We start from the raw sequence: 22,438 nt of genomic DNA on the forward strand, positions 1-22,438 counted from the left end.
TGGGCGCGGCCGCGGCCGCGGGCTTCACGGTTCCTGGCCGGTGAACGACGATCTTCTTCATGTGCGCCCCCTTGACCGAGCGATCATTGATGACCGGTATATGGCAGCACACGGTAAACGCGCCAATCAATACTTATCTGGTAAGGGCTATTTCGACGGTAATTACAGCCCGGCCGGAATCGGTCAGTCGCCCAGGATCGCGTCCACGAACACCTCGGGGTCGAACGGCGCCAGGTCGTCCGGCCCCTCGCCCAGCCCCACGAGCTTGACCGGCACGCCCAGCTCCCGCTGCACCGAGATCACGATGCCGCCCTTGGCGGTGCCGTCGAGCTTGGTCAGCGCGATGCCCGTGATGTTGACGACCTCGGCGAACACCTGGGCCTGGCGCATGCCGTTCTGGCCCGTCGTGGCGTCGAGGACGAGCAGCACCTCGTCGACCGTGGCCTTCTTCTCGATGACCCGCTTGACCTTGCCCAGCTCGTCCATGAGCCCGGTCTTGGTGTGCAGGCGGCCCGCGGTGTCGACGATGACGACGTCGGCCTTCTCCTCGATGCCCTTGGCGGTGGCGTCGAACGCCACGGAGGCCGGGTCGCCGCCCTCCGGACCGCGCACCGTGTCGGCGCCGACCCGCTCGCCCCAGGTCTGGAGCTGGTCTGCGGCGGCCGCGCGGAAGGTGTCCGCCGCGCCGAGCACGACCTTCTTGCCGTCGCCGACGAGCGAGCGGGCGAGCTTGCCCGTGGTGGTGGTCTTGCCGGTGCCGTTGACGCCCACGATGAGGACCACCGCGGGCCGCTCACCGTGCTTCTGGACGCGGAGCGTACGGTCGAGGTCGGGGTTGACCTGGGCGAGCAACTGCTCGCGCAGCAGGCCGCGGACCTCCTGCGACGTGCGGCTGCCGAGGACCTTGACCTTCGTGCGCAGCTCCTCCACCATGATGCGGGTCGGCGAGACGCCCACGTCGGCGGTGATCAGGCTCTCCTCGATCTCGTCCCACACCTCGTCGTCGAGCCGGTCGCGGGACAGCAGGTCAAGCAGCCCGCGCCCGAGCGAGCTCTGCGAGCGGGCCAGCCTCGAGCGCAGCCGCACCATCCGGCCCGCCGACGGCGGCGGCACCTCGATCTCGGGCACGACGACGGCCGGCTCGGCCGGCTTGACCGGCGGCGGCAGCGTGGTGGTCGCGCCCTCCCCCTCCTCCGCCGCGGGCCGCCGCTCCTCCTCGGGGAGAATGGGCGCCTCGGGCGGCTTGACCGGCGGGGGCGCCTTGCGCCGCGGCCTGAAGAGCAGGAAGAGGCCGCCGGCCGCCAGCAGGGCGACGACGGCCACGATCACGATGACGGCGAGGTAACCTTCCACAACATGCCAGTTTTCCAGATCGTCCGGCATGGTCACGCACACGACCACGCCGATCAGGCGGACTCGCGCTCCCTGAGCCGCTGGCTGACCACCTGTGTCACACCGTCGCCGCGCATCGACACGCCGTAGAGCGCGTCCGCGATCTCCATCGTGCGCTTGTTGTGGGTGATGACGATCAGCTGCGAGCTCTGCCGCAGCTCCTCGAACAACCGCAGCAGCCGCTGCGTGTTGGTGTCGTCGAGCGCGGCCTCGACCTCGTCCATCACGTAGAACGGCGACGGCCGCGCCTTGAAGATCGAGATCAGGAAGGCCACGGCGGTCAGCGACCGCTCGCCGCCCGACAGCAGCGACAGCCGCTTGACCTTCTTGCCCGGCGGCCTGGCCTCGACCTCGATGCCGGTGGTCAGCATGTCGGCCGGCTCGGTGAGCACCAGCCGGCCCTCACCGCCAGGGAAGACCCTGGTGAAGATCTGCTCGAACTCGCGGGCCACGTCCTCGTACGCCGAGGCGAACATCTGCTCGACCCGGTCGTCGACCTCCTTGACCACGGTCATCAGGTCGCGCCTGGTCTTCTTGAGGTCCTCGAGCTGGGAGTTGAGGAACGCGTGCCGTTCCTCAAGCGCCGCGAACTCCTCCAGGGCCAGCGGGTTGACCTTGCCGAGCTGGTTCATCTGCCGCTCGGCCGCCCTGGCCCGCTTCTCCTGCTCCTCGCGTACGTACGGCACGGGCGGGTCGCCGGGGACCGGGGCCTCGGGGCCGTACTCGGAGGTCAGGGCCTCCACCTCGACCCCGAACTCCTCCAGCGCCCGCTGCTCCAGCTGTTCCAGCCGCAGCCGCTGCTCGGTGCGGGCCACCTCACTCCCGTGTACGCGGTTGACCAGCTTGTCGAGCTCCTGACCGAGCTCACGCACGCGTACCCGGACCTGCTTGAGCTCGGCGTCCACGGCGACCCTCGTGAGGTCGGCCTCGTCGCGCTCCCTGGAGGCGAGCTGGACCGAGGCCTCCAGCGCCTTGAGCACCCCCTTGGCACCCTTGCTGACGGCCTCGGCCACACCGGCCTGCCGCCTGCGCGTGGCGCGCTGAGCGGCCGCCTGAGCGCGTTCCTGACGCTCGCGCTGCGCCGCCCTCACGAGGCTGTCCGCGCGGCCCTCGATGCCCTTGACGCGCTCCTCGGCGGTGCGGACCTGCAGGCGGATGTCCATCTCGCGCTGCCTGGCGACCTCACAGGCGCCGGCCAGGTCGTCGCGGAGGTCGGTGGTGGGCTCGGTCTCCAGCTCCTGGGCGTATTCGGCCTCGGCCAGGCGGACCTCGAGCTCGGCGAGCTCCTCCAGCCCCTCGGCGCGGGCCTCCTCCGCCTTGGTGACGCCGGCGGCCAGCCGCTCGGCCTCGTCATGGGCGGCGCCGGCGGCCGCTTCGAGCTGGGCCAGGCGTCTCGCGGCGGCGGCGCCGCGCTGGTCGGCCTCCCGCTGGCGGGCCCTGACCTGGTCGAGCGTGCCCTGGGCGGCGCTCACCCCGGCCTGGGCGGTGGTGACGGCGGTCTGGGCCTCGCTGACGTGGGCCTGGGCGGCTTCGAGCGCCGCCTGTGCGGCCTGCTCCCGATCGATCGCCTCGTCCATGGCCGTGGCGGTCTCCCCGACCTTGGCCTGCGCCTCCTCCAGGTCCGCGACGGCCTCGTCGAGCGCCGCCCTGACCTGGAGCACGGAGGTGCCGCCCGCAGAGCCGCCGCCGGCCAGGTGCGCACCCACCAGGTCGCCGTCCGTGGTGACGGCCCTCAGGCCAGGATGCCGCTCGACGAGTTCGCGCGCGGCGTCGAGATCGTCCACGACCACGACGTCCTTCAGCACGTGGTCGAGCGCGGGCCGCAGATGCTCGGGCACGGTGACCAGCTCAGCCACCCACCGACCACCACCGGGAGCCACCGCACGAGCACCACCGGGAGCCACCGCACGAGCACCACTAGGAGCCACCGTGCGAGCGGCACCACCACCGGAACCAGAAGCCGCCGGGCGAGCACCTCCGCCACCGGAAGGTGCCGGGTGAACGCCTCCGTCACCGGCAGCCGCCGGGTGAGCGCCGTCGCTGACGGAAGATGCCGGACAAGCCCCACCGTCACCGGCAGCCGACGCGTGAGCGCCACCGTCACCGGGAGCCGACGGGTGAGCGTCCGCGGGGCCCTCGTCGCCGGCCGCGAGCGCGACCAGGAGCGTCGCCTGGCCCAGGCTCCGGGCGCGCAGCAGGTCGAGTGCCTCGACGGCGGTGTCCAGGGTCTTGACCGTGATCGCCTCAGCGACCGGGCCGAGGACGGCCGCGACCGCCGGCTCGGCGCCCGGCGCGACCTGCATCGTGGCCGCCAGCGGTCCGAGCACCCCGGCCAGGTCGGCGTCGAGCAGCGCCGCCCCGCCGTCGCCCTTGGCCAGCCCCAGCTCCAGGGCGTCGCGACGAGCGGCCAGCGCCGCCACCGAGCGCTGCGCCTCCTGGTCGGCGGCCCGAGCCGTCCCGACCTCCGAGGTGGCGGCCCGCAGGGCGGCGCGCGGCGCGTCGAGGCCCGACTTGGCCTCCTCCGCCGCCGCCCGCGCCTCGTCGGCGACCGCCTTCGCCTCCTCGACCACGGCCTGCGCCGTGGCCAGCTCCTCGGCGAGCGCCGGATCGACCGCGGGCTCCTCGAGCCGCTGCGTCTCCAGATCTTCCCTGGCCTGCCGCTCACGCTCGGTGGCGCCGGCCACGGCCTGCCGCAGCCGCCCGATCTCCTCCTCCGCCGCGCGGGACCTGCTGCGTACGGAGTCCACCTGGCCGCGCAGCTTGGCCAGGCCCTCGCGGCGGTCGGCGGCGGCCCTGGCGGCCATCGCGAGCCGCCGCTCCTCAGCGCTCAGCTCGGCCTCGGACTCCGCCCTGCGCTGGACGGCGTCCTCCAGCAGCTCGTGCGCCTGTTCGAGCTCGGCCTTGAGAATCAGCTCGCGTTCGCGCACCTCGGCCGCCTCGCGTTCGAGGTCCTCGGGGTCGCGGCCGCGGCGCTCGATGGCCGCGGCGTCGACCGCGTGCCGGTGGCGCTCGGCGGCCAGTTGCGCCAGACCGGTGACCCGCTCACGCAGGGACGACAGCCGGAAGTACGTCTCCTGCGCGGCGGCCAGCCGCGGCTGGGCCTCGGCCTCGGCAGTCTCCAGCGCCGCCTCCCGCTGCTGGCCCTCGGCGAGCTCCCTCTCCACCTGGTTGCGCCTGGCCGTGATCGCGGCCTCGTCGGCGGCCTCACGCTCCAGCGTCGTGCGGAGGATGCACACGTCGTCGGCCAGCAGCCGGAGCCGGGCGTCGCGCAGGTCGGCCTGGATGACGGCGGCCTTGCGGGCGATCTCCGCCTGCCGGCCCAGCGGCTTGAGCTGGCGGCGCAGCTCGGTGGCGAGGTCCTGGACCCGGGTCAGGTTGGCCTGCATGGCGTCGAGCTTGCGCAGCGCCTTCTCTTTGCGCTTGCGGTGCTTCAGCACGCCTGCGGCCTCTTCGATGAAGGCCCGCCGGTCCTCGGGACCCGCGTGCAGGACGGCGTCGAGCTGGCCCTGGCCGACGATCACGTGCATCTCGCGGCCGATGCCGGAGTCGGACAGCAATTCCTGGATGTCGAGCAGCCGGCAGGTGTCGCCGTTGATCGCGTACTCGCTCTGGCCCGACCTGAACATCAGCCGGCTGATCGTGACCTCGGTGTAGTCGATCGGCAGCGCGCCGTCGGAGTTGTCGATGGTCAGCGTCACCTCGGCGCGGCCGAGCGGCGGCCTGGAGGAGGTGCCGGCGAAGATGACGTCCTCCATCTTGCCGCCGCGCAGTGACTTGGCGCTGTGCTCGCCCATGACCCAGGCCAGGGCGTCGACGACGTTTGATTTGCCGGAGCCGTTGGGGCCGACGACGCAGGTGATGCCCGGCTCGAAACGCAGGGCGGTCGCGGAGGCGAAGGACTTGAAGCCGCGCAGGGTGAGGGTCTTCAAATACAACCGCGACCCCCTTCTCCCTGAGCTGCTCGCCGGATGCGGCTTCGGAAAAGACTACTGGTCCTCACTGCCCCACGTGGGGACGTACAGTCGGGGACCGCGTCTACCAGGGGATTCAGGCGATGGGGTGCGGCGAAAATAACAAGGGACGCCTCTCCGAGACGTCCCTGGGTCTTGCGCTCCGATCACTCTCAGGTGAGTGCCGGCTCGCGCTCTTGCATGCGACTTAGCGCCTCGTCGCGGGTTTGCGCCGCAAGAGCGTCATTCGTGGCCTGAAGTCGGATGAGTTCTGCCTCCAGATCCCGGATACGCTGCTGCAGGCGGCGCATCTCCGAAACCATTCGAGGGTCAGGACCTCCGACGTGGCCGAGTAGAGCCTTCGCCATGGTAAAGGGTCCTCCACGCTGAGTGACCAGACTGGTTCGCGCACTTCTTATTCCGCGGGAGGGGTGCGCGTGGTACCTAACAAGAGTCGCACCGGCAGTGTGGGCGGTCAAGTCGAACCAACCACTGCGCCCTACTGGTGGGCACTCCCAACATACAACTATACCCTATTTGGGCTGTTTAAGGGAAGGCACTACCGTTCCACAAAACCTCCCAAACTACCTCGTGGTTCACTCCAGCGTTCCACTACTCCATCCACCCTGCCCGGCGTGTCGCAACCTCTGAGCTGGGCCAGCAGCTTGACGCACGCCTCGCGGGACCCCTCGGCCACGACCTCCACCCGGCCGTCCTCCATGTTGCGCGCCCAGCCGGCGAGACCGAGCTCCAACGCGCGCGCACGGGTCCACCAGCGGAAGCCGACACCCTGGACGCGCCCCCGTACCCAGGCCGTTAGCCGAGCGTTTTCCGACATTTTTCCTCCATTACTCTCCGCATGCGATCAAGCCACCAAATCCGGCACGTCCGGGCTCGCCGTGCTCTCGGTCGTGGTCGGCACCTTCACCATTGTGGCCAGCGAAGCCTGACCTCGATCGCCGCGACCCTCGGCGTGTCCGACGGCACCGCCGGGCCGATGATGTCGTTCCCCCGGCCTGGTAGCGGCGATCTGCCTGGGGCCGCGGCTGGTCCCCGAGCGGTCCGGGGGCGACCTCGATCATCTTGTCCGGGTCTCGGTGGCGTCGGTGCTGGGCCGCCGGCATCGTGGGCGACTTCGCCGCGGGCGCGCGGGCCGCGCGGAGCCCCAGGGCGGTCCTGGTCACCCTGACCGTGCTCATGGCCCTGGCCCTGGTGGCGCTGCCGCTCCCTGCGATGCTGGTGTGGGTCCTCGGCTACGGCGGCGTCGGAGTGACCCTGCAGTTGTGGATCATGCCGTCGGGCGGCGGCGAGCAGGACACGGCGTGAGCGCGTTCAACATCTCCCTCTCGCTCGGCTCGCCGGCCGGGTCGGGGACGGGGTGTCGATCTCCGCGGTGCTCGCCGTCCTCACCGCGGCTGTCGCTGACATCTGGGGCAGGAGTAGGACGACCGGTTCATGAACGCCTCGCGCCTGATCGGCGTGCCGCAGCGGGAGCAGGGCAGGTCACGGCGCCCGTACGCCTCCAGGGAGCGGTCGAAGTAGCCGCTGTCCCCGTTGACGTCGACGTAGAGGCTGTCGAACGAGGTGCCGCCCTGCTCCAGCGCGGCGCTCATGACCGTGCGCACGCCCTCCAGCAGTTCGGCGATCTTGGGGCGGGTGAGGGTGTGCGTGGGGCGAGCCCAGTGCAGCCGGGCGATCCACAGCGCCTCGTCGGCGTAGATGTTGCCGACGCCGCTGATCAGCGACTGGTCGAGCAGCGCCCGCTTGATCTCGGTGCGCCTGGCCCTCAGCCTGCGGGCGAACTCCGCGTCGTCGAACGCCGCCTCGAACGGGTCGGGGGCGATGTGCGAGATCGGCTCGGGCACGCCCTCGGCCAGCGCGGTGAGCATGACGTGTCCGAACGTACGCTGGTCGACGAAGCGCAGGTCGGGCCCGCCGTCCTCGAATCGGACACGGACGCGGAGATGCTTCTCCAGCGGGGAGTCCGGCTTGACGACCAGGAGCTGGCCGCTCATCCCTAGATGGGCCAGGAGCGCCTCACCGGCGCCCGACAGCGGCAGCCACAGGTATTTGCCGCGGCGCTCGGTGGACAACACCGTGCGGCCCTTCAGCCGCGCGGTGAACTCGTCGGCCCCCGGCAGGTGCCGCCTGATGGCGCGCGGGTGCAGCACCTCCGCGGCGGCGATCTCGCGGCCCGCGACCCACTGCGCGAGGCCGCGCCTGACGACCTCGACTTCCGGCAACTCGGGCAACCCAATCCTCACCCTCTGGACAGTGAGAGCTCACCCTGGAGCGTTCGTCAGCCCGCAGGCTGGCTCTCACGTTGCTCGCGGCGGGCCCTGATCCTGGTCCACGCCGCCTCGGCCGCCTGCTGCTCGGCCTCCTTCTTGCTGCGCCCGGTGCCCAAGCCGTAGGACTCGCCACCGACCCGCACCATGGCCGTGAACGACTTGGCGTGGTCGGGGCCGCTCTCCTCGACGTGGTATTCCGGCACGCCGAGCGACTCGGAGGCGGTGAGCTCCTGCAGCGAGGTCTTCCAGTCGAGCCCCGCGCCCAGCGAGGCGGAGCGCACGATCAGCGGGTCGAACAGCAGATGCACGACCCGGAACGCCTCGTCCAGGCCCTTGTCCACGTAGACCGCGCCGATCAGGGCCTCCAGGGTGTCGGCCAGGATCGAGGACTTGTCGCGCCCGCCGGTGCCCTCCTCGCCCCTGCCGAGCCGCAGGAACCGGCCCAGGCCGAGCTCCCGCGCCACGTCGGCCAGCGCGCGCATGTTGACCACCGCGGCCCGCAACTTGGCCAGCTGGCCCTCGGGCAGGTCGGGGTGGTTGCGGTAGAGGGTGTCGGTGACCACCAGGCCCAGCACCGAGTCGCCAAGGAACTCCAGGCGCTCGTTGGTGGGCAGGCCGCCGTTCTCGTACGCGTAGGAGCGGTGCGTCAGCGCCCGCTCGAGGATGTCGGAGTCGAGGCCGACCGCCAGGACCCGCTCCAGCTCGTCTTTGGCGACCTCCACGGCCACCGGCTTAGGACCTGCGCCCACGTGTTTTCCTCCTCGGACACCTTCACATGGCGCGTCGGCTGCGAATGATGCCCGAAAACGTGGTGGGCGTCGGGGTAACGCGTAGCCCCGGCGTCCACCACGGCCGCGGGCGAACCGCGCGCCGCACGCATCTGAGACGATAACGCCGACCGAGCACAATGGCACCCGGTCGGCATCACGTCAAGGATCAGGCGGACGGCTCGATGACCTGACGACGGTTGTAGGTGCCGCAGGTGGGGCACGCGATGTGCGGCTGCTTGGGCGAACGGCACTGCGGGCAGCTCACCAGGGCGACAGCAGTCGTCTTCCACTGGGAGCGACGGGCGCGGGTGTTGCTCCGCGACATCTTTCGCTTCGGGACGGCCACGTCACTTCTCCTGATCGTTATCGTTCTCGGTAATCAGACCTTGCAACGACGCCCAGCGGGCGTCGATCTTCTCGTGCCGGTGATCCGCGCCGGCCTCGGCCAGCTTGATCCCGCACTCCGTGCAGAGCCCCGGGCAGTCCTCTCGGCAGACCGGGCTCAGCGGCAGCGCGAGCACCACCGCGTCACGGAACGTCGGCTCGAGATCGAGCAGCTCCCCGTCGAGCAGTGAGTCCTCGTCCGAGGCGTCCTCATCGGAGTAGAAGAACAGCTCCTGCAGGTCGACCTCGATGTCCGAGGTGACGGGGTCGAGGCACCGCGCGCACTCCCCGGCGAGCGGGGCCTGCGCCGTGCCGGAGACGAGCACGCCTTCCATCACTGCTTCGAGCCGGAGGTCCAGCTCGACATCGGCGTCTTTGGGGACACCGATCATGTCGACGCCGAGATTCGCCGGTGCCGGGAGAGTCAGGGTCGTCTGCCGCATCGTGCCCGGCCGCTTTCCCAGGTCGTGGGTGGAGATCACCCAAGGGGAGCGGGGGTCGAGGTGCTGAGTCATCCTGCTCTCGCTAGGCATGGCGAAAATTCACCGTCGTACAAGGCCGAAACAGAAGCCTACCAGCCCCTGTGGGGGGCTGCGCCCCCCGCATGCCCCCCCGACAGGCATTGTGCTTCGCTCGTCTTCTGCGCCGAAGCCGGCGCTTCGACGGTCATCCCCTGAGGCGCTCGATGAGCAGCTTGTGGACGAGCTCGGGGACGAGGCCGGACACGTCTCCGCCGTAGCGGGCGATCTCCTTCACTCGGGAGGAGGACAGGAACGAGTATTCGGGGTTCGTGGGCATGAAGAGCGTCTCCACTCCCGACAGGCGGTAGTTGAGCTGCGCCATCTGCAACTCGTAGTCGAAGTCGCTGACCACCCTGATGCCCTTGACGATGGCGGGGATGTCGTTCTTCTGGCAGAAGTCGACCAGCAGACCGTGGAACTTCCGCACCTTGACGTTGGGGAACTCCCTGGTCACGGTCTGCAGGATCTCGATCCGTTCGTCGACCGTGAACAGGCTGCTTTTCTCTACGTTGATGAGGACTGCCACGGTCACCTCGTCGTACAGGCGCGCGGACCGGCCGATGATGTCGAGGTGACCATTGGTGATGGGGTCGAACGACCCCGGGCAGACTACGCGGCGCAAGACGCCTCCCATGTCACGGGTTCCGGGCGGCGCGACCGTACCAAACGGACGCTTCGCCATAACGACGGACCCTCTCGTCAACGAACCCTTCCGGCCATATCAGGGCTTTTCCCCTGCTTTCCCGTTCGAACGCCACCAAAGCCTCGTCAGCCAACCATCCGTTGTCGCGCAGCAACTCCAGAGTGCGCTGGACCTCGGCGTCCGGCACGGCGTAGGGCGGGTCGGCGAAGACGATGTCGTACGGCGCATCGGGCGTCTTTCCGAGCACCCGCTCCACCTTGTCGGCCACGACCCGCGCCCCTTCGAGGCCGAGCGCCCGCACGTTCGCCTTGATCGTCCGGACGGCCCTGGGATCCGACTCGACCAGCACGGCCTCGGCCGCGCCCCTCGACAGCGCCTCCAGCCCGATCGCCCCCGAGCCGGCGTACAGGTCCAGCACCCGGGCGTCGTGGAGGCCGTACAGGGAGTCGAGGGTCAAGAAGATGCCTTCTCGGGCTCTGTCGCTGGTCGGTCTCGTTCCGCGCCCCGGCGGCACGGCCAACTGCCGCCCACCCGCCGTGCCTGCGATGATCCGGGTCATGTGACCCATTGTTCCGCATGTCCATGCAGGTCAAGAGTGGACAAGTGTCTGCCTCAAGTACGCAAGGGTGATTCACATCCGGCGGACCGGGCCGCATGATGAGTTCTGCGGCCTTCAAGGTGACCCACGTGAAGGCCGACCGGCGTGATCGTGAGCCCTTCCGCACGCCGGTTCCCTCGGCACCTGACCCGAGGGTGGGCCCAGCCGGGGACGGCATTCGGGGGGAGGCCGTCCCCGCGGCTGGGTTCTTTTTCTTTCTCGTACGGCTTGTACGGCGGGGTCTTTTTATTTTCTTCCTGTACGGCGGAGCCGGCTCGGCGCCAACCTCCACACACGGCGGGTCGCCTCCAGGGAGACGGCCTCTGACCCGCACGTGGCTGGGCGCCGTAACGGCGAAACCTGCACCCGCTCCGTGGTTCCCATCCGGGCCACCGCACCCATCCCAACCCGCCGCACCACCACCCATGACGCCCTGGGACCCCCTACGCGTGGCTCAGAGGGCTCTGGCGGGGGTTTAGGTCTTTTCTAGGTATTCGGCTCGTTCATCGGCCAGGAGGCGCGTTATCTCGGCGCGTAGGCCTTCGTGGGCTGTGAGGTCCGGGTCTGTGGAGAGGAGGGTGGCGGCCTCTTCCCTGGCCGTGGCGATCACGTCCTCGTCGCGTAGGAGCTGGAGGAGCTTCAGCGATGAGCGTTTGCCGGACTGGGCCGCGCCGAGGACGTCGCCTTCGCGGCGTTGCTCCAGGTCGACGCGGGAGAGCTCGAATCCGTCCAGCGTGGTGGCCACCGCGTCAAGGCGGGCTCTGGCCGGGGTGCCCTCGGGGAAGTCCGAGACAAGGAGGCACAGGCCGGGCAGGCCGCCGCGGCCCACGCGGCCACGGAGCTGGTGGAGCTGGGAGACGCCGAAGCGGTCGGCGTCCATGATGATCATTACGGAGGCGTTGGGCACGTCGACCCCGACCTCGATGACCGTGGTGGCGACCAGGACGTCGAGCTCGCCCCGCGTGAAGGAGCGCATGATCGTGTCCTTCTCCTCCGGCGGCAGCTTGCCGTGCAGCGTACCGACGCGGAGATCGTGGAAGGGGCCGTCGGTGAGGAGCTCGGCCACGTCGAGCACCGCGAGCGGCGGGCGGCGCTCCTCGTCCGCCGTGGCCGCCAGGTCGCCCTCGTCGCCCTCCAGGTCGCCGATGCGCGGGCACACGATGTAGGCCTGCCGCCCCAGCGCCACCTCCTCCCGCACCCGCTCCCAGGTCCGCTGGAGGTAGTGGGGCTTCTCGGCGGCCGGGACCACGTGGGTGGTGATGGGCGCGCGGCCCGACGGGAGCTGGGACAACGTCGAGATCTCCAGATCGCCGAAAACCGTCATGGCGACCGTGCGCGGGATCGGGGTGGCCGTCATGACGAGGACGTGCGGGCGAGCGTCGCCCGCCTTCTCGCGCAACGCGTCGCGCTGCTCCACCCCGAACCGGTGTTGCTCGTCCACCACGACCAGCCCCAGGTCGGCGAACTGGACGTGCTCCTGCAGCAGCGCGTGCGTGCCGACCACGATCCCCGCCGTGCCCGACGCGGCGTCAAGCAGCGCGGCGCGGCGGCCGGCCGCCCCCATGGAGCCGGTCAGCAGCGTGACCGCCGTGCCCCCGAACATCCCGCCCTGCGCCAGCTCCCCGAGCATGCTCGTGATCGAGCGGTGGTGCTGCTGGGCGAGCACCTCCGTGGGCGCCAGCAGCGCCGCCTGACCGCCCGCGTCGACCACCTGGAGCATCGCGCGCAGGGCCACCACCGTCTTGCCCGCGCCGACCTCGCCCTGCAGCAGCCGGTGCATCGGATGCTCGCGCTCAAGGTCGGCGGCGATCTCCTCGCCGACCTGTGCCTGCCCCTCCGTCAGCGCGAACGGCAGCCGCCCGTCGAAGTCGGCCAGCATCCCGTCACCGAGCCTGGGCCTGGCCTTGGCGGGCCAGGCGGTCGCCGCCCGCCGGCGCTGGAGCAGCACGGCCTGCAGCACGAACGCCTCGTCGAACTTCAGCCGCTTGCGCGCCCGCGCCATCTCCGCGAAGTCCTTGGGCCGGTGGATGGACACCAGCGCCTCCCCGAGGTCCTGCAGGCCGTGGCGGGCCCGCAGGGCGGCCGGGAGCGGGTCGTCGAGCGGGCCGAGCGTGTCGAGCACGACGCCGATCGCCCGCCTGATCGCCCACGGCGTCAGGTCCTTGCCCGCCGGATAGATCGGCACCGGCGCCGCCGCGAACTCCTCCGCGCTCGCCTCACCCTCCTCGAACAGCTCGAACTCCGGATGCGCGAGCTGCCAGCGCGGATGGGCACGGGCCCCGAACAGCCCCACCTTGCCGGCGAACATCCCCCGCCGCCCCGGCTTCAGCCGCGACTCGGCCACGTGGGAGCCCTTGCCGAAGAACGACAGGTAGATCTTGTTGCGGTCGCCGTCGACGACCTCGACCTCCAGCCAGGTGCCGCCGCGGTTGCGCATGGGTTTGCGCATGAGCCTGGTCACCTCGCCGACCACGGTGACGTGCTCGTCGACCGCGAGCGCGTCCAGCGAGGTCAGCTCGCCGCGCTCGGCGTAGCGTCGCGGATAGTGGCGCAGCAGGTCGCCGACCGTCTCCAGGCCGAGCACGCTGTGCAGCAGCTTGGCGGTCTTCGGGTCGAGCGCCTTCTTCAGAGGCTCGTCGAAACGACTCACGGCATTAAGTTCTACCGCGTGTGGCCGACAGGAATCGTGTCCGCGACACGGCGGGCCTCGTTCCACGCCGATCAGCAGGGGGCAGCCGCCCTGCTGACCCGCGTACACGACGAGGTCCACGTCCGGTCTCGCCCGTCTCAGATGGTCCTCGACGTCGGCGGGGATGTGCGCTCTTCCGACCTCCCGAGTGCGCTAACGTTGACCAGGAGAATATCTCCGTGCCGGGCCCGGTCCAGTGGCCCGGTTCGCGCCTGGTGGCGTGGATCGGATATTCTTGTGTGGCTGGCCGGTTGTCCCGGCATGCCCTTCGCCCGGAAAGCATCAGCGGACAGGGCTACATCGACTGTTTTTAAAGGAGCGATACCGTGGCTTCCGTCTGCGATGTCTGCCGCAAGGGGCCGACCTTCGGCAACAACGTGTCCCACTCGCACCGCCGTACGCGCCGTCGTTGGAACCCCAACATCCAGACGGTTCGCGCGGTCATCGGCGGCACGCCGAAGAAGCTGAACGTGTGCACCTCGTGCATCAAGGCGGGCAAGGTCACCCGCTAGTTCCCCGTCTTTTCCGCTTTTCCGCGACAGCCCGCCGCTCCTCGGAGTGGCGGGCTGTCGCCTTTCCACGACTCTTTTCGCCTCTTTTCTCCGGGGCATCAGCACGCGAAAAGCCGTCGCCGCCTCCTGGGGCGGAGGCGGCGACGGTGAGGGGCTCATCCCCGTCCGGCCGTTCAGATGACGGCGCACTCCCCGCTGATGAGGCCGCAGTTCCCCGGCTCCGAGCCCCTGCCCGTGGCCGTGAACGAGACGTCCACCGAGTCGCCCGCCGGCAGCGACTCCGGGAGATCCAGGATCAGCAGGTCGCCGTCCTGCGACCAGTCGGCGCCGGTCACGTTCATGACCCGGCCCGACACGGGCAGGGAGATCGTCGGGCGCTTCAGCGGCGCCTGGGCGGCGTTGGAGAGCTTCAGTTGGGCCGAGTAGTTGGTCAGCCGCTGCCTGACCGTCTGCTCCACCTTCACCGAGTCGCCGATGCCGGGCGCGGAGTCCAGCGTCTCGTTGCTGGCGGTGGGTACCGGGGTCGAGTCGACGGTCGGGGCGACGGCGGTGTCGGAGTCGTCCAGGGTCGAGACCTCTTCCGGCGGGGTCTCCGACGCGCTCTCCTCGACGGGTGGTTCCTCCACCGGTTCCTCGTCGGCCGCCTTCGGCACCTTCACCTTGGTCTTGGTGGGGGTCGGCCTGGGAGCCGCGGTACGCCGCGGCAGGGGAGCGCTGTACGTGGCCGTCGGCGTCGGGGCCTCGGAAGACGTGCTCTCCTCCGCGGACGGCTCCTCCTCGACGGGTTCCGACTCCTCCTCGACGGGCGGCTCGGCGACGTCGGAACTCGGCGGGGCGGACGGGGCCTGCACGGCAGCGCACGTGGCGCCCGCGCACTTGGGGTCGCTCCCGCTCATGAAGTTGACGCCCGCAACGGTGCCGCCGAGCACGACGGCCACGGCGGCCACCGACAGCAGCGCCACCCGGCCTCTGCCCCCACCTCCGGACGGCGCGGCCAGCAGGTCCTCGTCGCGTCCCGCCTTGCGGCGGCCACGGCGGCCCCTGGGCTCGTCCGCGTCGTCGATGCCGGAGTCCTGCGACCAGCCGGCGCCGAGGAACCCGGTCTCCGCCTCGGCCCACGCCGGCGTCAGCGCGGCCGTCGGCTCGCCGGCCACCTTGACGTCCCCGGGCTCCGGCGGCCCCCCGTAGACGGGGCGGGGGCCCGAGGGCGCGTCGAACCTGGCCGTACGGTCGTCCGGCCCGTCGAACGGACCGGTCCCATCCGGCGCCTGGCCGAACGGACCCGTCCCGTCCGAGGGATGGTCGAAGGGACCTGCCCCGTCCGAGGGGTGATCGAACGGTCCGGTGCCGCCCGCGGGGCGGTTCACGACACCCGCGCCGTCCCAGGGCTCCTCAAAGCCGCCAGGACCGCCGTAGGGGCCCGGATGGCCACCTGGGCGGTCGAAGGGGCCTGCGCCGCCGCCTGGGCCGTCGTAAGGGCCGGGACGGTCGAAGGGTCCCGGGACACCTGGGGTGCCTTGGCCGTCGTACGGCGCCGGACGGTCGAAGGGGCCGTCGTGGGGCCCGGGAGGGCCGCCGAAGACGCCCGGATGCCCGGCGTCCTGCCCATCGAAGGCGGGCCGGTCGGGTGCGTTGAAGCCGGACCGGCCGGGCGCGGTGAAGAAACCCGTGCGCTCGGCGGGGCCGTCGGCGCCTGGACCGTCGAGGGGGCCGGCGGCGGGCCGGTCGGCGGACTGGTCCCAGTCCGGTGGGCGGGCGAAGGCGCCCGTCGTCTCGAAGGGACCGGCCTCGTCCGCGTACGGCGGCGGGAAGGAGCCCGCGGGGTCGTTCGCGGGTGGGAAGCCGCCGGCGGGATCGTTGGGCAGCGCGAAAGCCCCGGTGGTCTCGAACGGCTCCGGCTCGGGCCCGCGCGGTGGCGGCCCGTGCTCGCGCCGTGGCATGGGAGCCCACTGGCCCGTCACCTCGGGCTGGTCCGGCAGCGAGGGCCAGCCGGGTGGCTCAGCCTGCTCGTCGGGACCCCAGAATGCGCTGCTGCTCCCCCGTTCGTCCCCGTCGTCGGATCCACCTGTGCCGTGGCGGCCCATGGGTGCCCTTTCTGCCGGTTACAGTGGCCGCCAATCTTCATAACACCTTTACTAAGCCGCTGTCACAGCAATCCCGCTAGTCATACCCCAAATCATGAAAATTTCACGTAAATCGGGACAAGTCATCACCGAAAGTGATCCCAGCCGCGCCGACTGATCTCGCGGCCCCGCACCAGCACGCCCTCGCCGGCCACCACCCGGCCGACGACCTGCCACGACGGCGGCAGACGTACCTCTGGAGGGAACACCGCGGCGAGCGCGTGATCCTCGCCGCCGGTGAGCACCCACTCCAGGGGATCGGCCCCGAGCTCCTTGGCCGCCACCGCCACCGGCTCCCCCACGGCGAACGAGCGGGGGTCGAGCTCGACGCGTACGCCGCTGGCCGCGGCGACGTGGCCGAGATCCTGCAGGAGCCCGTCGCTGACGTCCAGCATCGCGCTCGCGCCCAGCTCGGCCGCCTCGGGCCCCATCGCGTACGGGGGGCAGGGCCGCCGATGCGCGGCCACGACCTCCTGGAGCACGGCGGAGTCCACCGGCGCACCCGCCTCCAGCAGCGCCCATCCGGCGGCGGCGTACCCGAGCCGGCCGGCCACCGCCACCACGTGCCCCGGCCTGGCCCCAGAACGCAGCACGGGAGGCCGGCCGCCCAGATCGCCCAGCGCCGTCACGCCGATGACCACCAGGTCGCACCGGGTGATGTCGCCGCCGGCCACGCCGGCCCCGACCACGGCGCACTCGTCGCGGAACCCGTCGGTCAGCGCGTCGAGCCAGGTCAGCGGGAGGTCCGCGGGCATGCCCAGCCCGACCACGATGGACGTCGGCACGGCGCCCATGGCCGCCACGTCGGCCAGGTTCTGCGCGGCGGCCTTGCGGCCCACGTCGTAGCCGCCGGACCAGTCGCGGCGGAAGTGCCTGCCTTCGAGCAGCAGATCCGTCGACACGACCACGCGCCCGTCCGGCGCGCTGATCATCGCGGCATCGTCACCCGGCCCGAGCATCACCGCCGCCACCTGGGGCAGACGTTCGGTAATACGATTTATCACACCGAATTCGCCGAGATCTCCGACTGTGATGACACACCTCCTGACGCACACAGGGTACGGTGGCCCTTCGGCGTGATCCAATCGCCCGGGAGGACGTAATGGTGCAGGCCTACATCCTTATTCAGACCGAGGTCGGCAAGGCCGCAGCCGTGGCGCGCGAGATCTCCGGGATTCCCGGCGTCACTCTGGCGGAAGACGTGACAGGTCCCTACGACGTGATCGTCCGGACGGAGGCCAACAACGTGGACGAACTGGGCAAGCTCGTGGTCGCGCAGATTCAGGCGGTGGACGGCATCACGCGTACTCTTACGTGTCCGATCGTCCATATCTGAAGGTAGTCGTCGCATGCGTGCCGCCGCCATTCTGCTCGTTCTCCTGGCTCTCGCCGGCTGCGGCGGCACCGTGCAGGTCGATCCGCCCACGCCGCAGGGGCCGGCGGTGGCGGCCTGCGACAAGCTGGCCACACTGTTGCCCCAGAACCTCGACGGCGCCGAGCGCGGCACGTCCACGCCTGAGTCGCCATATGTCGCCGTCTGGGGCGAGGGGGTCATCGCCCTGCGCTGCGGCGTGCCGCGGCCGGCCAGGATGGCGCCCACCGACCGGCTGCAGGAGATCGACGGGGTGGGCTGGTTCGCCGATCCCGACAAGCCCGCGTTGTTCACCGCCGTGACCGACGCGGCCTACGTGGAGGTCACGGTCGGCGGCGAGCACGTCGCCGGCGAGGTGCTCGCGGACCTGTCCAAGCCGATCGCCCAGATCAGCTGAGGATGACCTGCCGGACCTGCGTGCGGCCGTCCGGCGAACCTGCCGAAGCCGATCGAGCGGTCCGGCCGGCGACCGGTCCGGCGAAGCCGCCGGAGCCGATCGAGCGGCCCGGCAGACGACCGGTCCGGCGCAACCGCCGGAGCCGGTCGGCCGACGGTCAACGCAGGCCCGGCGAGCGGGACAGCGCGAGCTGGATGAGCCGGTCGACCAGCGCCGGGTAGGACAGCCCCGAGGCGGCCCAGAGCTGCGGCGCCACCGACAGCGACGTGAACCCCGGCATGGTGTTGATCTCGTTGAAGACCAGCCTGCCGTCGGGCGTGTAGAAGAAGTCGACCCGCGAGAGCCCCTCGCACTCGAGCGCCTCGAACGCGCGAACGGCCATCCCGCGCAGCTCCTCGGCCGTCTCCTGGGGGATGTCTGCGGGCACGGTCAGCGACATCTGGTCGGGGTAGTACTTCGCCTCGAAGTCGAAGAACTCCTGCCCGCCCTCCACCCGCACCTCGCCGGGCATCGACGCGGCGGCCGGCTCGTCGCCCAGCGACTCCAGCACCGCGCACTCGATCTCGCGGCCCGGGATCGCGGCCTCGATGAGCACCTTGGGGTCGTGCTGCCTGGCGAACTCCACGGCCGCCTCCAGCTGCGACCGGTCCGCCGCCTTGGAGATGCCCTGCGAGGAGCCCGCCCTGGCCGGCTTGACGAACACCGGGTAGCCGAGGTCCTCCGCCTCCTTGACCACGAGGTCGCGGTTGAGCCGCCAGTCGCGGTCGCGTACGACGACGTAGCGGCCCGTCGGCAGCCCCGCGGCCGCCATGACGGTCTTCATGTGGGCCTTGTCCATGCCGACGGCGCTGGCCAGCACACCCGAGCCGACGTAACGCACGCCGGCCATCTCCAGCAGGCCCTGGATCGTGCCGTCCTCGGCGAACGGCCCGTGCATCACGGGGAACACCACGTCGACCGAGCCGAGCTCCACGGGGATGCTGCCGGGGTCGTACGCCACCAGCGAACTGCCGCCGGACGGCAGCGCCAGGGCCGCACCCGAGGTGTCGACGACCGGCAGCTCGCCCGACTCGATGGCGTACCGCTGGTCGGAAGCGGCCAGCACCCATCTGCCGTCCTGGGCGATCCCGATCGGGATCACCTCGTACTTGCTCCTGTCGATCGCATCCAGCACACTGCCCGCGCCCATGAGGGACACGGCGTGTTCTGAATTGCGACCTCCGAAAACGACGGCGACGCGTGGCTTGCTCATGGTGTCCGAATCTACCGGGGTGTCCGTGTCACAGCGAGTCGAGCACGCCGTAATCAGGTCTTTCTCAGACGCCGTAGCGTTCCGGCTTCGGCGAGCGCGACATGAGGAGCGTGCCCGCCTCCGACGGAGACATGCCGTCGTGCACCACTCCGACGACGACCTCGGTGATCGGCATCTCCACGTCGTGCTTCCCTGCCAGCTCCAGAACGGACTCGCACGACTTGACGCCTTCCGCGGTCTGCTTGGTGGCGGCGACGACCTCGGCCAGAGTCATGCCGCGGCCGAGGTTCTCGCCGAACGTGCGGTTGCGTGACAGCGGTGACGTACAGGTGGCGACCAGGTCTCCCATGCCCGCCAGCCCCGCGAACGTGTGCGGGTCGGCCCCCAGCGCGGCACCCAGGCGGGAGATCTCCGCCAGGCCCCTGGTGATGAGCATGGCGCTGACGTTGTCGCCCATGCCCATGCCCGCGGAGACGCCGACGGCCAGCGCGATCACGTTTTTCACGGCGCCGCCGAGCTCGACGCCGACCACGTCGGGGTTGGTGTAGGGGCGAAACCACGGCGGCAGGTGGCAGGCGGCCTGGAGGCGCTCGGCGACCGACTCGTCGGTGCAGGCGACGACCGTGGCGGCGGGCTGGCGGTGGGCGATCTCCTTGGCCAGATTGGGCCCGGAGACCACCGCGACACGCTCCTCCGGCACCTCGGCGACCTCGCGGATCACCTCGCTCATCCGCTTGGTCGTGCCCAGCTCGATGCCCTTCATGAGGCTGACCAGGACGGCCTTGTGCGGGATGTGCTCGCGCCAGGCGATCAGGTTGGGCCGCAGCATCTGCGACGGCACGGCCAGCACCACGAAATCCGCCCCGTCGAGGGCCCGCGCCGGGTCGGTCGTGGCCCGCAGCGCGGGCGGCAGGGGCACGCCGGGCAGGTAGTCGGGGTTGACGTGGTCGCGGTCGATCGCCTCGACCAGCCCGCGTCTGCGCCCCCACAACGTGACCTCGTTGCCCGCCTCTGCCAGAAGCATGGCGAACGTGGTCCCCCACGAGCCCGTGCCGAAAACGGCCACCTTGGTCATGCCATCACCGCCCACCTGGATCGTAGGGGATCTCGGGGGCCTTCTCGCCACGCAGCTCGGCGAGCTGCTCGGTGATCGCCGCCATGATGTCGGCCGTCGCCTCGCGCAGCACGTCGCCCTGCGGCGGCTTGCCCGCGTACTTCGACAGGTCCACCGGCGGCCCCACCGACACGTGGAACGTCTTGCGGGGGAACAACCTGGGCTTCTTCGCTCCGTACGGCAGCAGCTCCTGCGCTCCCCAGTGGGCCACCGGGATGACCTGCGCGCCGCTCTCCAGCGCCAGCCGGGCCGCGCCCGTCTTGCCCACCATGGGCCACAGGCCAGGATCGCGGGTGCAGGTGCCCTCGGGGTAGAACAGGATCGCGGCGCCGTCGCGCAGCCGCTGGGCCGACGCGCTCAGCGACCTGCCCGCCTCCCTGCTGCCGCGGTCGACCGGGATGGCCAGCAGCGCGGTGACGGCCCGGCCTAGGAACGGGATTCTGAACAGGGCAGACTTGGCGAGAATCACCGGCCAGCGGCCGTGGTTGAACAGGAAGTGCGAGAGCAGGACCGGATCCGTCCAGGAGAGATGGTTGGCCGCGATGATCACCCCGCCCGTGCGCGGGATGCGCTCCCCCCGGCGCCAGTCCTTCTTGACGAGGAGCCAGGACAGCGGCTTCACGATGACTACTGCCAGCGTTTCCCAGAAACGCGATGGTCGCGTGGGGCGGCTCATGGTCTCCTCCAACACTCACGGTACGCGCGCCAAGTCTCCCGGCCGGCCGCTCGGGATGTCGAGGCGACGGGGCGCTTCGGAGCACTGCGATCGCGGTCGTGGTGCAGGGGCCGCTCACCGATCCGCCGGCGCCCTGTCCGCCATCCCGGCGAACGTCTACGATCTCCCCCGGCTCCTTCCCCGCCCCACGGCGGCGGGCCGCCGCTTCGCTCACATCGTATTCCACCGTCAGACAACACTCGCGCAAACATTCGATACCGCGGAGGTGTCGCGCGTGTTCCCGTGCGCGGCCGCGGTTTTCAGGCTCAAGGAGACTGGATGAGCATCGGCTGGTCACTGGTCATTCCGGTGAAGACGCTGGTAGCGGCCAAGAGCCGGCTGGCCGCAGCGACAGGACGGCACCGCACGGCGTTCGCCGTCGCCGTGGCCGGCGACACCGTGGCGGCGGCGCTCGCCTGCCCGCCGGTCGCCCGCGTGATCGTGGTGACCTCTGATCCCGCCGCCGCCGGGCCGCTCGCCGCCCTGGGCGCCGACGTGGTGCACGACCCGGACCGCGGACTGAACACGGCATTGCGTACGGGGGCCGCGGAGGCCGTACGCGTCGCGCCCGGTGACGCGGTGGGTGCGCTCCAGGCGGACCTCCCCGCCCTGCGGCCCGCCGAGCTGGCGGTGGCGCTGGAGGCGGCCGGCGAGTTCGACCAGGCGTTCGTGCCGGACGCGCTGGACATCGGGACCACCTTCTACGGGGTACGCGCCGGGATGCCGTTCAAGCCGAGGTTCGGTGGCGAGTCACGGGCCAAGCACCTGGCCGGCGGCGCCAAGGAGCTGTGCCTGCCCGGTATCGAGTCGGTACGCCGCGACGTCGACACACCCGACGACCTCCGCGCGGCCATCGAACTGGGCCTGGGACGGCACACGGCGGCAGTGGTCGCCGAACTGTGGCCGCCCTCCTGAGACCGCGTCCCAGACACCGCGGTCCCTGAAACGCGTCCTTGAGACGCGCGTCCCTGAGACGGCGTGCCTGGGACCGCGTGCCTGGGACCGCGTGCCTGGGACCGCGTGCCTGGGACCGCGTGCGGCTGGAGACCGTCGCGGGCAGGGCGGGTTCATGATGGCTGCTCAGCGGTCGTCGCGGGCGTCTTCATGATGGCCGGCGCGGTGACCACCGCCAGGTACGACAGGCCCAGTCCGGCGATGCCGGCCGCGAAGACCGCGTAGCCGCCGAGCCACTCACCCAGGGCGCCGCCGGCCAGCCCGCCCAGCGGCATCGCGCCCCACATGAGGAACCGCATGCTGGCGTTGACCCGGCCGAGCAGGCGTTCGGGGGTGATCCGCTGACGGTAGCTGAGCTGGGCGATGTTGAAGACCACGGCGGCGGCGCCGGCCAGGGCCGAGAAGACGGGGAAGGCCAGCAGCCGCCAGCCGGGTCCCGTGGCCATGATGGGCAGTTGGAGCGCCATGGTGAGGGTGGCGGAGACGTACAGGGTCGGGCCGACTCCGTGACGGGCGGACAGCCGGGCCGCGAGCGCCGCCCCGGCCAGGGCGCCGACGGCGGATGACGACAGCAGCAGCCCGTACATGGTGGCCTCGACGCCCAGGTCCGCCACCAGGTAGAGGGGGTACCCGACCGCACAGGCACCGAGCGCCACCCTAGTGAGCGCGCCGCCGATCGCGACCCGGCGCAACACCCGGTCCCGCACGACGAACGCGACCCCCTCCGCCACCTCCGCCCGCAACCCCCCACTCCGCCTCCC

At 70.9% G+C, this 22,438-nt stretch carries 22 protein-coding genes; 5 read left to right on the top strand and 17 right to left on the bottom strand.

Going from position 1 to position 22,438, the window contains the following annotated elements; genetic code table 11:
* Positions 1–183: 183 nt before the first annotated feature.
* From ftsY to ITP53_RS24075, 4 genes are all read right to left on the bottom strand, one after another.
* On the bottom strand, positions 184–1,383 hold the full coding sequence (ftsY, locus tag ITP53_RS24060) for a signal recognition particle-docking protein FtsY (RefSeq protein ID WP_195897721.1): 1,200 nt from the start codon (positions 1,381–1,383) through the stop codon (positions 184–186).
* A gap of 23 nt (positions 1,384–1,406) precedes the next feature.
* On the bottom strand, positions 1,407–5,327 hold the full coding sequence (locus ITP53_RS24065) for an AAA family ATPase (RefSeq protein ID WP_195897702.1): 3,921 nt from the start codon (positions 5,325–5,327) through the stop codon (positions 1,407–1,409).
* A 188-nt stretch (positions 5,328–5,515) separates the two neighbouring features.
* The gene (locus tag ITP53_RS24070) at positions 5,516–5,710 is read right to left on the bottom strand and encodes a hypothetical protein (RefSeq protein WP_090938435.1); all 195 of its coding nucleotides are present in this window, start codon (positions 5,708–5,710) and stop codon (positions 5,516–5,518) included.
* A gap of 191 nt (positions 5,711–5,901) precedes the next feature.
* Complete coding sequence (locus tag ITP53_RS24075) at positions 5,902–6,180, bottom strand: acylphosphatase (protein WP_195897703.1); 279 nt, start codon at positions 6,178–6,180, stop codon at positions 5,902–5,904.
* A gap of 245 nt (positions 6,181–6,425) precedes the next feature.
* Between ITP53_RS24075 and ITP53_RS24080 the strand changes: the two genes are divergently transcribed.
* Complete coding sequence (locus tag ITP53_RS24080) at positions 6,426–6,668, top strand: hypothetical protein (RefSeq protein WP_195897704.1); 243 nt, start codon at positions 6,426–6,428, stop codon at positions 6,666–6,668.
* A gap of 80 nt (positions 6,669–6,748) precedes the next feature.
* On the opposite strand, the gene mutM is transcribed toward ITP53_RS24080, so the two are convergent.
* From mutM to recG, 7 genes are all read right to left on the bottom strand, one after another.
* Complete coding sequence (gene mutM, locus ITP53_RS24085) at positions 6,749–7,594, bottom strand: bifunctional DNA-formamidopyrimidine glycosylase/DNA-(apurinic or apyrimidinic site) lyase (protein WP_195897722.1); 846 nt, start codon at positions 7,592–7,594, stop codon at positions 6,749–6,751.
* Positions 7,595–7,641: 47 nt separating this feature from the next.
* Positions 7,642–8,361 carry a ribonuclease III gene (gene rnc / locus ITP53_RS24090; RefSeq protein WP_407941295.1) on the bottom strand — a complete coding sequence of 240 codons (720 nt, stop codon included), beginning with the start codon at positions 8,359–8,361 and terminating at the stop codon, positions 7,642–7,644.
* Between the two features lie 208 nt (positions 8,362–8,569).
* Entirely contained in the window at positions 8,570–8,749 is a 180-nt protein-coding gene (rpmF, locus tag ITP53_RS24095; RefSeq protein ID WP_033409409.1) for a 50S ribosomal protein L32, read from the bottom strand.
* Between the two features lies 1 nt (position 8,750).
* Positions 8,751–9,302: a YceD family protein gene (locus tag ITP53_RS24100; protein ID WP_207756356.1), complete on the bottom strand. Its 552-nt coding sequence runs from the start codon at positions 9,300–9,302 to the stop codon at positions 8,751–8,753.
* Positions 9,303–9,453: 151 nt separating this feature from the next.
* Complete coding sequence (gene coaD / locus ITP53_RS24105) at positions 9,454–9,930, bottom strand: pantetheine-phosphate adenylyltransferase (protein ID WP_195897707.1); 477 nt, start codon at positions 9,928–9,930, stop codon at positions 9,454–9,456.
* A 13-nt stretch (positions 9,931–9,943) separates the two neighbouring features.
* A complete protein-coding gene (rsmD, locus tag ITP53_RS24110; RefSeq protein WP_195897708.1) occupies positions 9,944–10,510 on the bottom strand; it encodes a 16S rRNA (guanine(966)-N(2))-methyltransferase RsmD in 567 nt (188 codons plus the stop codon).
* Between the two features lie 514 nt (positions 10,511–11,024).
* A complete protein-coding gene (recG, locus tag ITP53_RS24115; protein ID WP_195897709.1) occupies positions 11,025–13,199 on the bottom strand; it encodes an ATP-dependent DNA helicase RecG in 2,175 nt (724 codons plus the stop codon).
* Positions 13,200–13,564: 365 nt separating this feature from the next.
* Here recG and rpmB point away from each other — a divergent pair, with 365 nt between their 5' ends.
* Positions 13,565–13,750, top strand: a complete 186-nt coding sequence (gene rpmB / locus ITP53_RS24120; protein WP_049556934.1) for a 50S ribosomal protein L28 — start codon at positions 13,565–13,567, stop codon at positions 13,748–13,750.
* Positions 13,751–13,923: 173 nt separating this feature from the next.
* Here the strand turns inward: rpmB and ITP53_RS24125 are convergent, their stop codons facing one another.
* Both ITP53_RS24125 and ITP53_RS24130 read right to left on the bottom strand, forming a co-directional pair.
* Positions 13,924–15,834 (bottom strand): hypothetical protein, encoded by a 1,911-nt coding sequence (locus ITP53_RS24125; protein WP_195897710.1) that lies wholly within the window; start codon positions 15,832–15,834, stop codon positions 13,924–13,926.
* A 125-nt stretch (positions 15,835–15,959) separates the two neighbouring features.
* Positions 15,960–16,928 (bottom strand): thiamine-phosphate kinase, encoded by a 969-nt coding sequence (locus ITP53_RS24130; protein WP_195897711.1) that lies wholly within the window; start codon positions 16,926–16,928, stop codon positions 15,960–15,962.
* Between the two features lie 47 nt (positions 16,929–16,975).
* Here ITP53_RS24130 and ITP53_RS24135 point away from each other — a divergent pair, with 47 nt between their 5' ends.
* Positions 16,976–17,209: an Lrp/AsnC family transcriptional regulator gene (locus tag ITP53_RS24135; protein ID WP_195897712.1), complete on the top strand. Its 234-nt coding sequence runs from the start codon at positions 16,976–16,978 to the stop codon at positions 17,207–17,209.
* Between the two features lie 13 nt (positions 17,210–17,222).
* Positions 17,223–17,642: a DUF3515 family protein gene (locus ITP53_RS24140; RefSeq protein WP_195897713.1), complete on the top strand. Its 420-nt coding sequence runs from the start codon at positions 17,223–17,225 to the stop codon at positions 17,640–17,642.
* Between the two features lie 157 nt (positions 17,643–17,799).
* Here the strand turns inward: ITP53_RS24140 and ITP53_RS24145 are convergent, their stop codons facing one another.
* The 3 genes from ITP53_RS24145 to ITP53_RS24155 form a co-directional block, all read right to left on the bottom strand.
* A complete protein-coding gene (locus ITP53_RS24145; protein ID WP_195897714.1) occupies positions 17,800–18,894 on the bottom strand; it encodes a D-alanine--D-alanine ligase family protein in 1,095 nt (364 codons plus the stop codon).
* 64 nt (positions 18,895–18,958) lie between these two features.
* Positions 18,959–19,969 carry an NAD(P)H-dependent glycerol-3-phosphate dehydrogenase gene (locus tag ITP53_RS24150; protein ID WP_195897715.1) on the bottom strand — a complete coding sequence of 337 codons (1,011 nt, stop codon included), beginning with the start codon at positions 19,967–19,969 and terminating at the stop codon, positions 18,959–18,961.
* A 4-nt stretch (positions 19,970–19,973) separates the two neighbouring features.
* Positions 19,974–20,684 carry a lysophospholipid acyltransferase family protein gene (locus tag ITP53_RS24155; protein WP_195897716.1) on the bottom strand — a complete coding sequence of 237 codons (711 nt, stop codon included), beginning with the start codon at positions 20,682–20,684 and terminating at the stop codon, positions 19,974–19,976.
* A 318-nt stretch (positions 20,685–21,002) separates the two neighbouring features.
* Between ITP53_RS24155 and cofC the strand changes: the two genes are divergently transcribed.
* Positions 21,003–21,638, top strand: a complete 636-nt coding sequence (gene cofC, locus ITP53_RS24160) for a 2-phospho-L-lactate guanylyltransferase (protein ID WP_195897717.1) — start codon at positions 21,003–21,005, stop codon at positions 21,636–21,638.
* A gap of 152 nt (positions 21,639–21,790) precedes the next feature.
* Here cofC and ITP53_RS24165 read toward each other — a convergent pair.
* A partial coding sequence (locus ITP53_RS24165; RefSeq protein WP_195897718.1) for an MFS transporter occupies positions 21,791–22,438 on the bottom strand: 648 nt, incomplete at its 5' end.

The sequence above is a fragment of the Nonomuraea cypriaca genome, from assembly GCF_015645445.1.
Classification (GTDB): domain Bacteria; phylum Actinomycetota; class Actinomycetes; order Streptosporangiales; family Streptosporangiaceae; genus Nonomuraea; species Nonomuraea cypriaca.

Bases quoted from the DNA above. Each gene is read 5' to 3' on its own strand.
- ITP53_RS24070 (WP_090938435.1), bottom strand. From the start codon at position 5,710: ATGGCGAAGGCTCTACTCGGCCACGTCGGAGGTCCTGACCCTCGAATG.
- ITP53_RS24150 (WP_195897715.1), bottom strand. From the start codon at position 19,969: ATGACCAAGGTGGCCGTTTTCGGCACGGGCTCGTGGGGGACCACGTTC.
- ITP53_RS24155 (WP_195897716.1), bottom strand. From the start codon at position 20,684: ATGAGCCGCCCCACGCGACCATCGCGTTTCTGGGAAACGCTGGCAGTA.
- rsmD (WP_195897708.1), bottom strand. From the start codon at position 10,510: ATGACCCGGATCATCGCAGGCACGGCGGGTGGGCGGCAGTTGGCCGTG.
- ftsY (WP_195897721.1), bottom strand. From the start codon at position 1,383: ATGCCGGACGATCTGGAAAACTGGCATGTTGTGGAAGGTTACCTCGCC.
- ITP53_RS24075 (WP_195897703.1), bottom strand. From the start codon at position 6,180: ATGTCGGAAAACGCTCGGCTAACGGCCTGGGTACGGGGGCGCGTCCAG.
- ITP53_RS24140 (WP_195897713.1), top strand. From the start codon at position 17,223: ATGCGTGCCGCCGCCATTCTGCTCGTTCTCCTGGCTCTCGCCGGCTGC.
- ITP53_RS24100 (WP_207756356.1), bottom strand. From the start codon at position 9,302: ATGACTCAGCACCTCGACCCCCGCTCCCCTTGGGTGATCTCCACCCAC.
- cofC (WP_195897717.1), top strand. From the start codon at position 21,003: ATGAGCATCGGCTGGTCACTGGTCATTCCGGTGAAGACGCTGGTAGCG.
- ITP53_RS24135 (WP_195897712.1), top strand. From the start codon at position 16,976: ATGGTGCAGGCCTACATCCTTATTCAGACCGAGGTCGGCAAGGCCGCA.
- ITP53_RS24145 (WP_195897714.1), bottom strand. From the start codon at position 18,894: ATGAGCAAGCCACGCGTCGCCGTCGTTTTCGGAGGTCGCAATTCAGAA.
- ITP53_RS24125 (WP_195897710.1), bottom strand. From the start codon at position 15,834: ATGGGCCGCCACGGCACAGGTGGATCCGACGACGGGGACGAACGGGGG.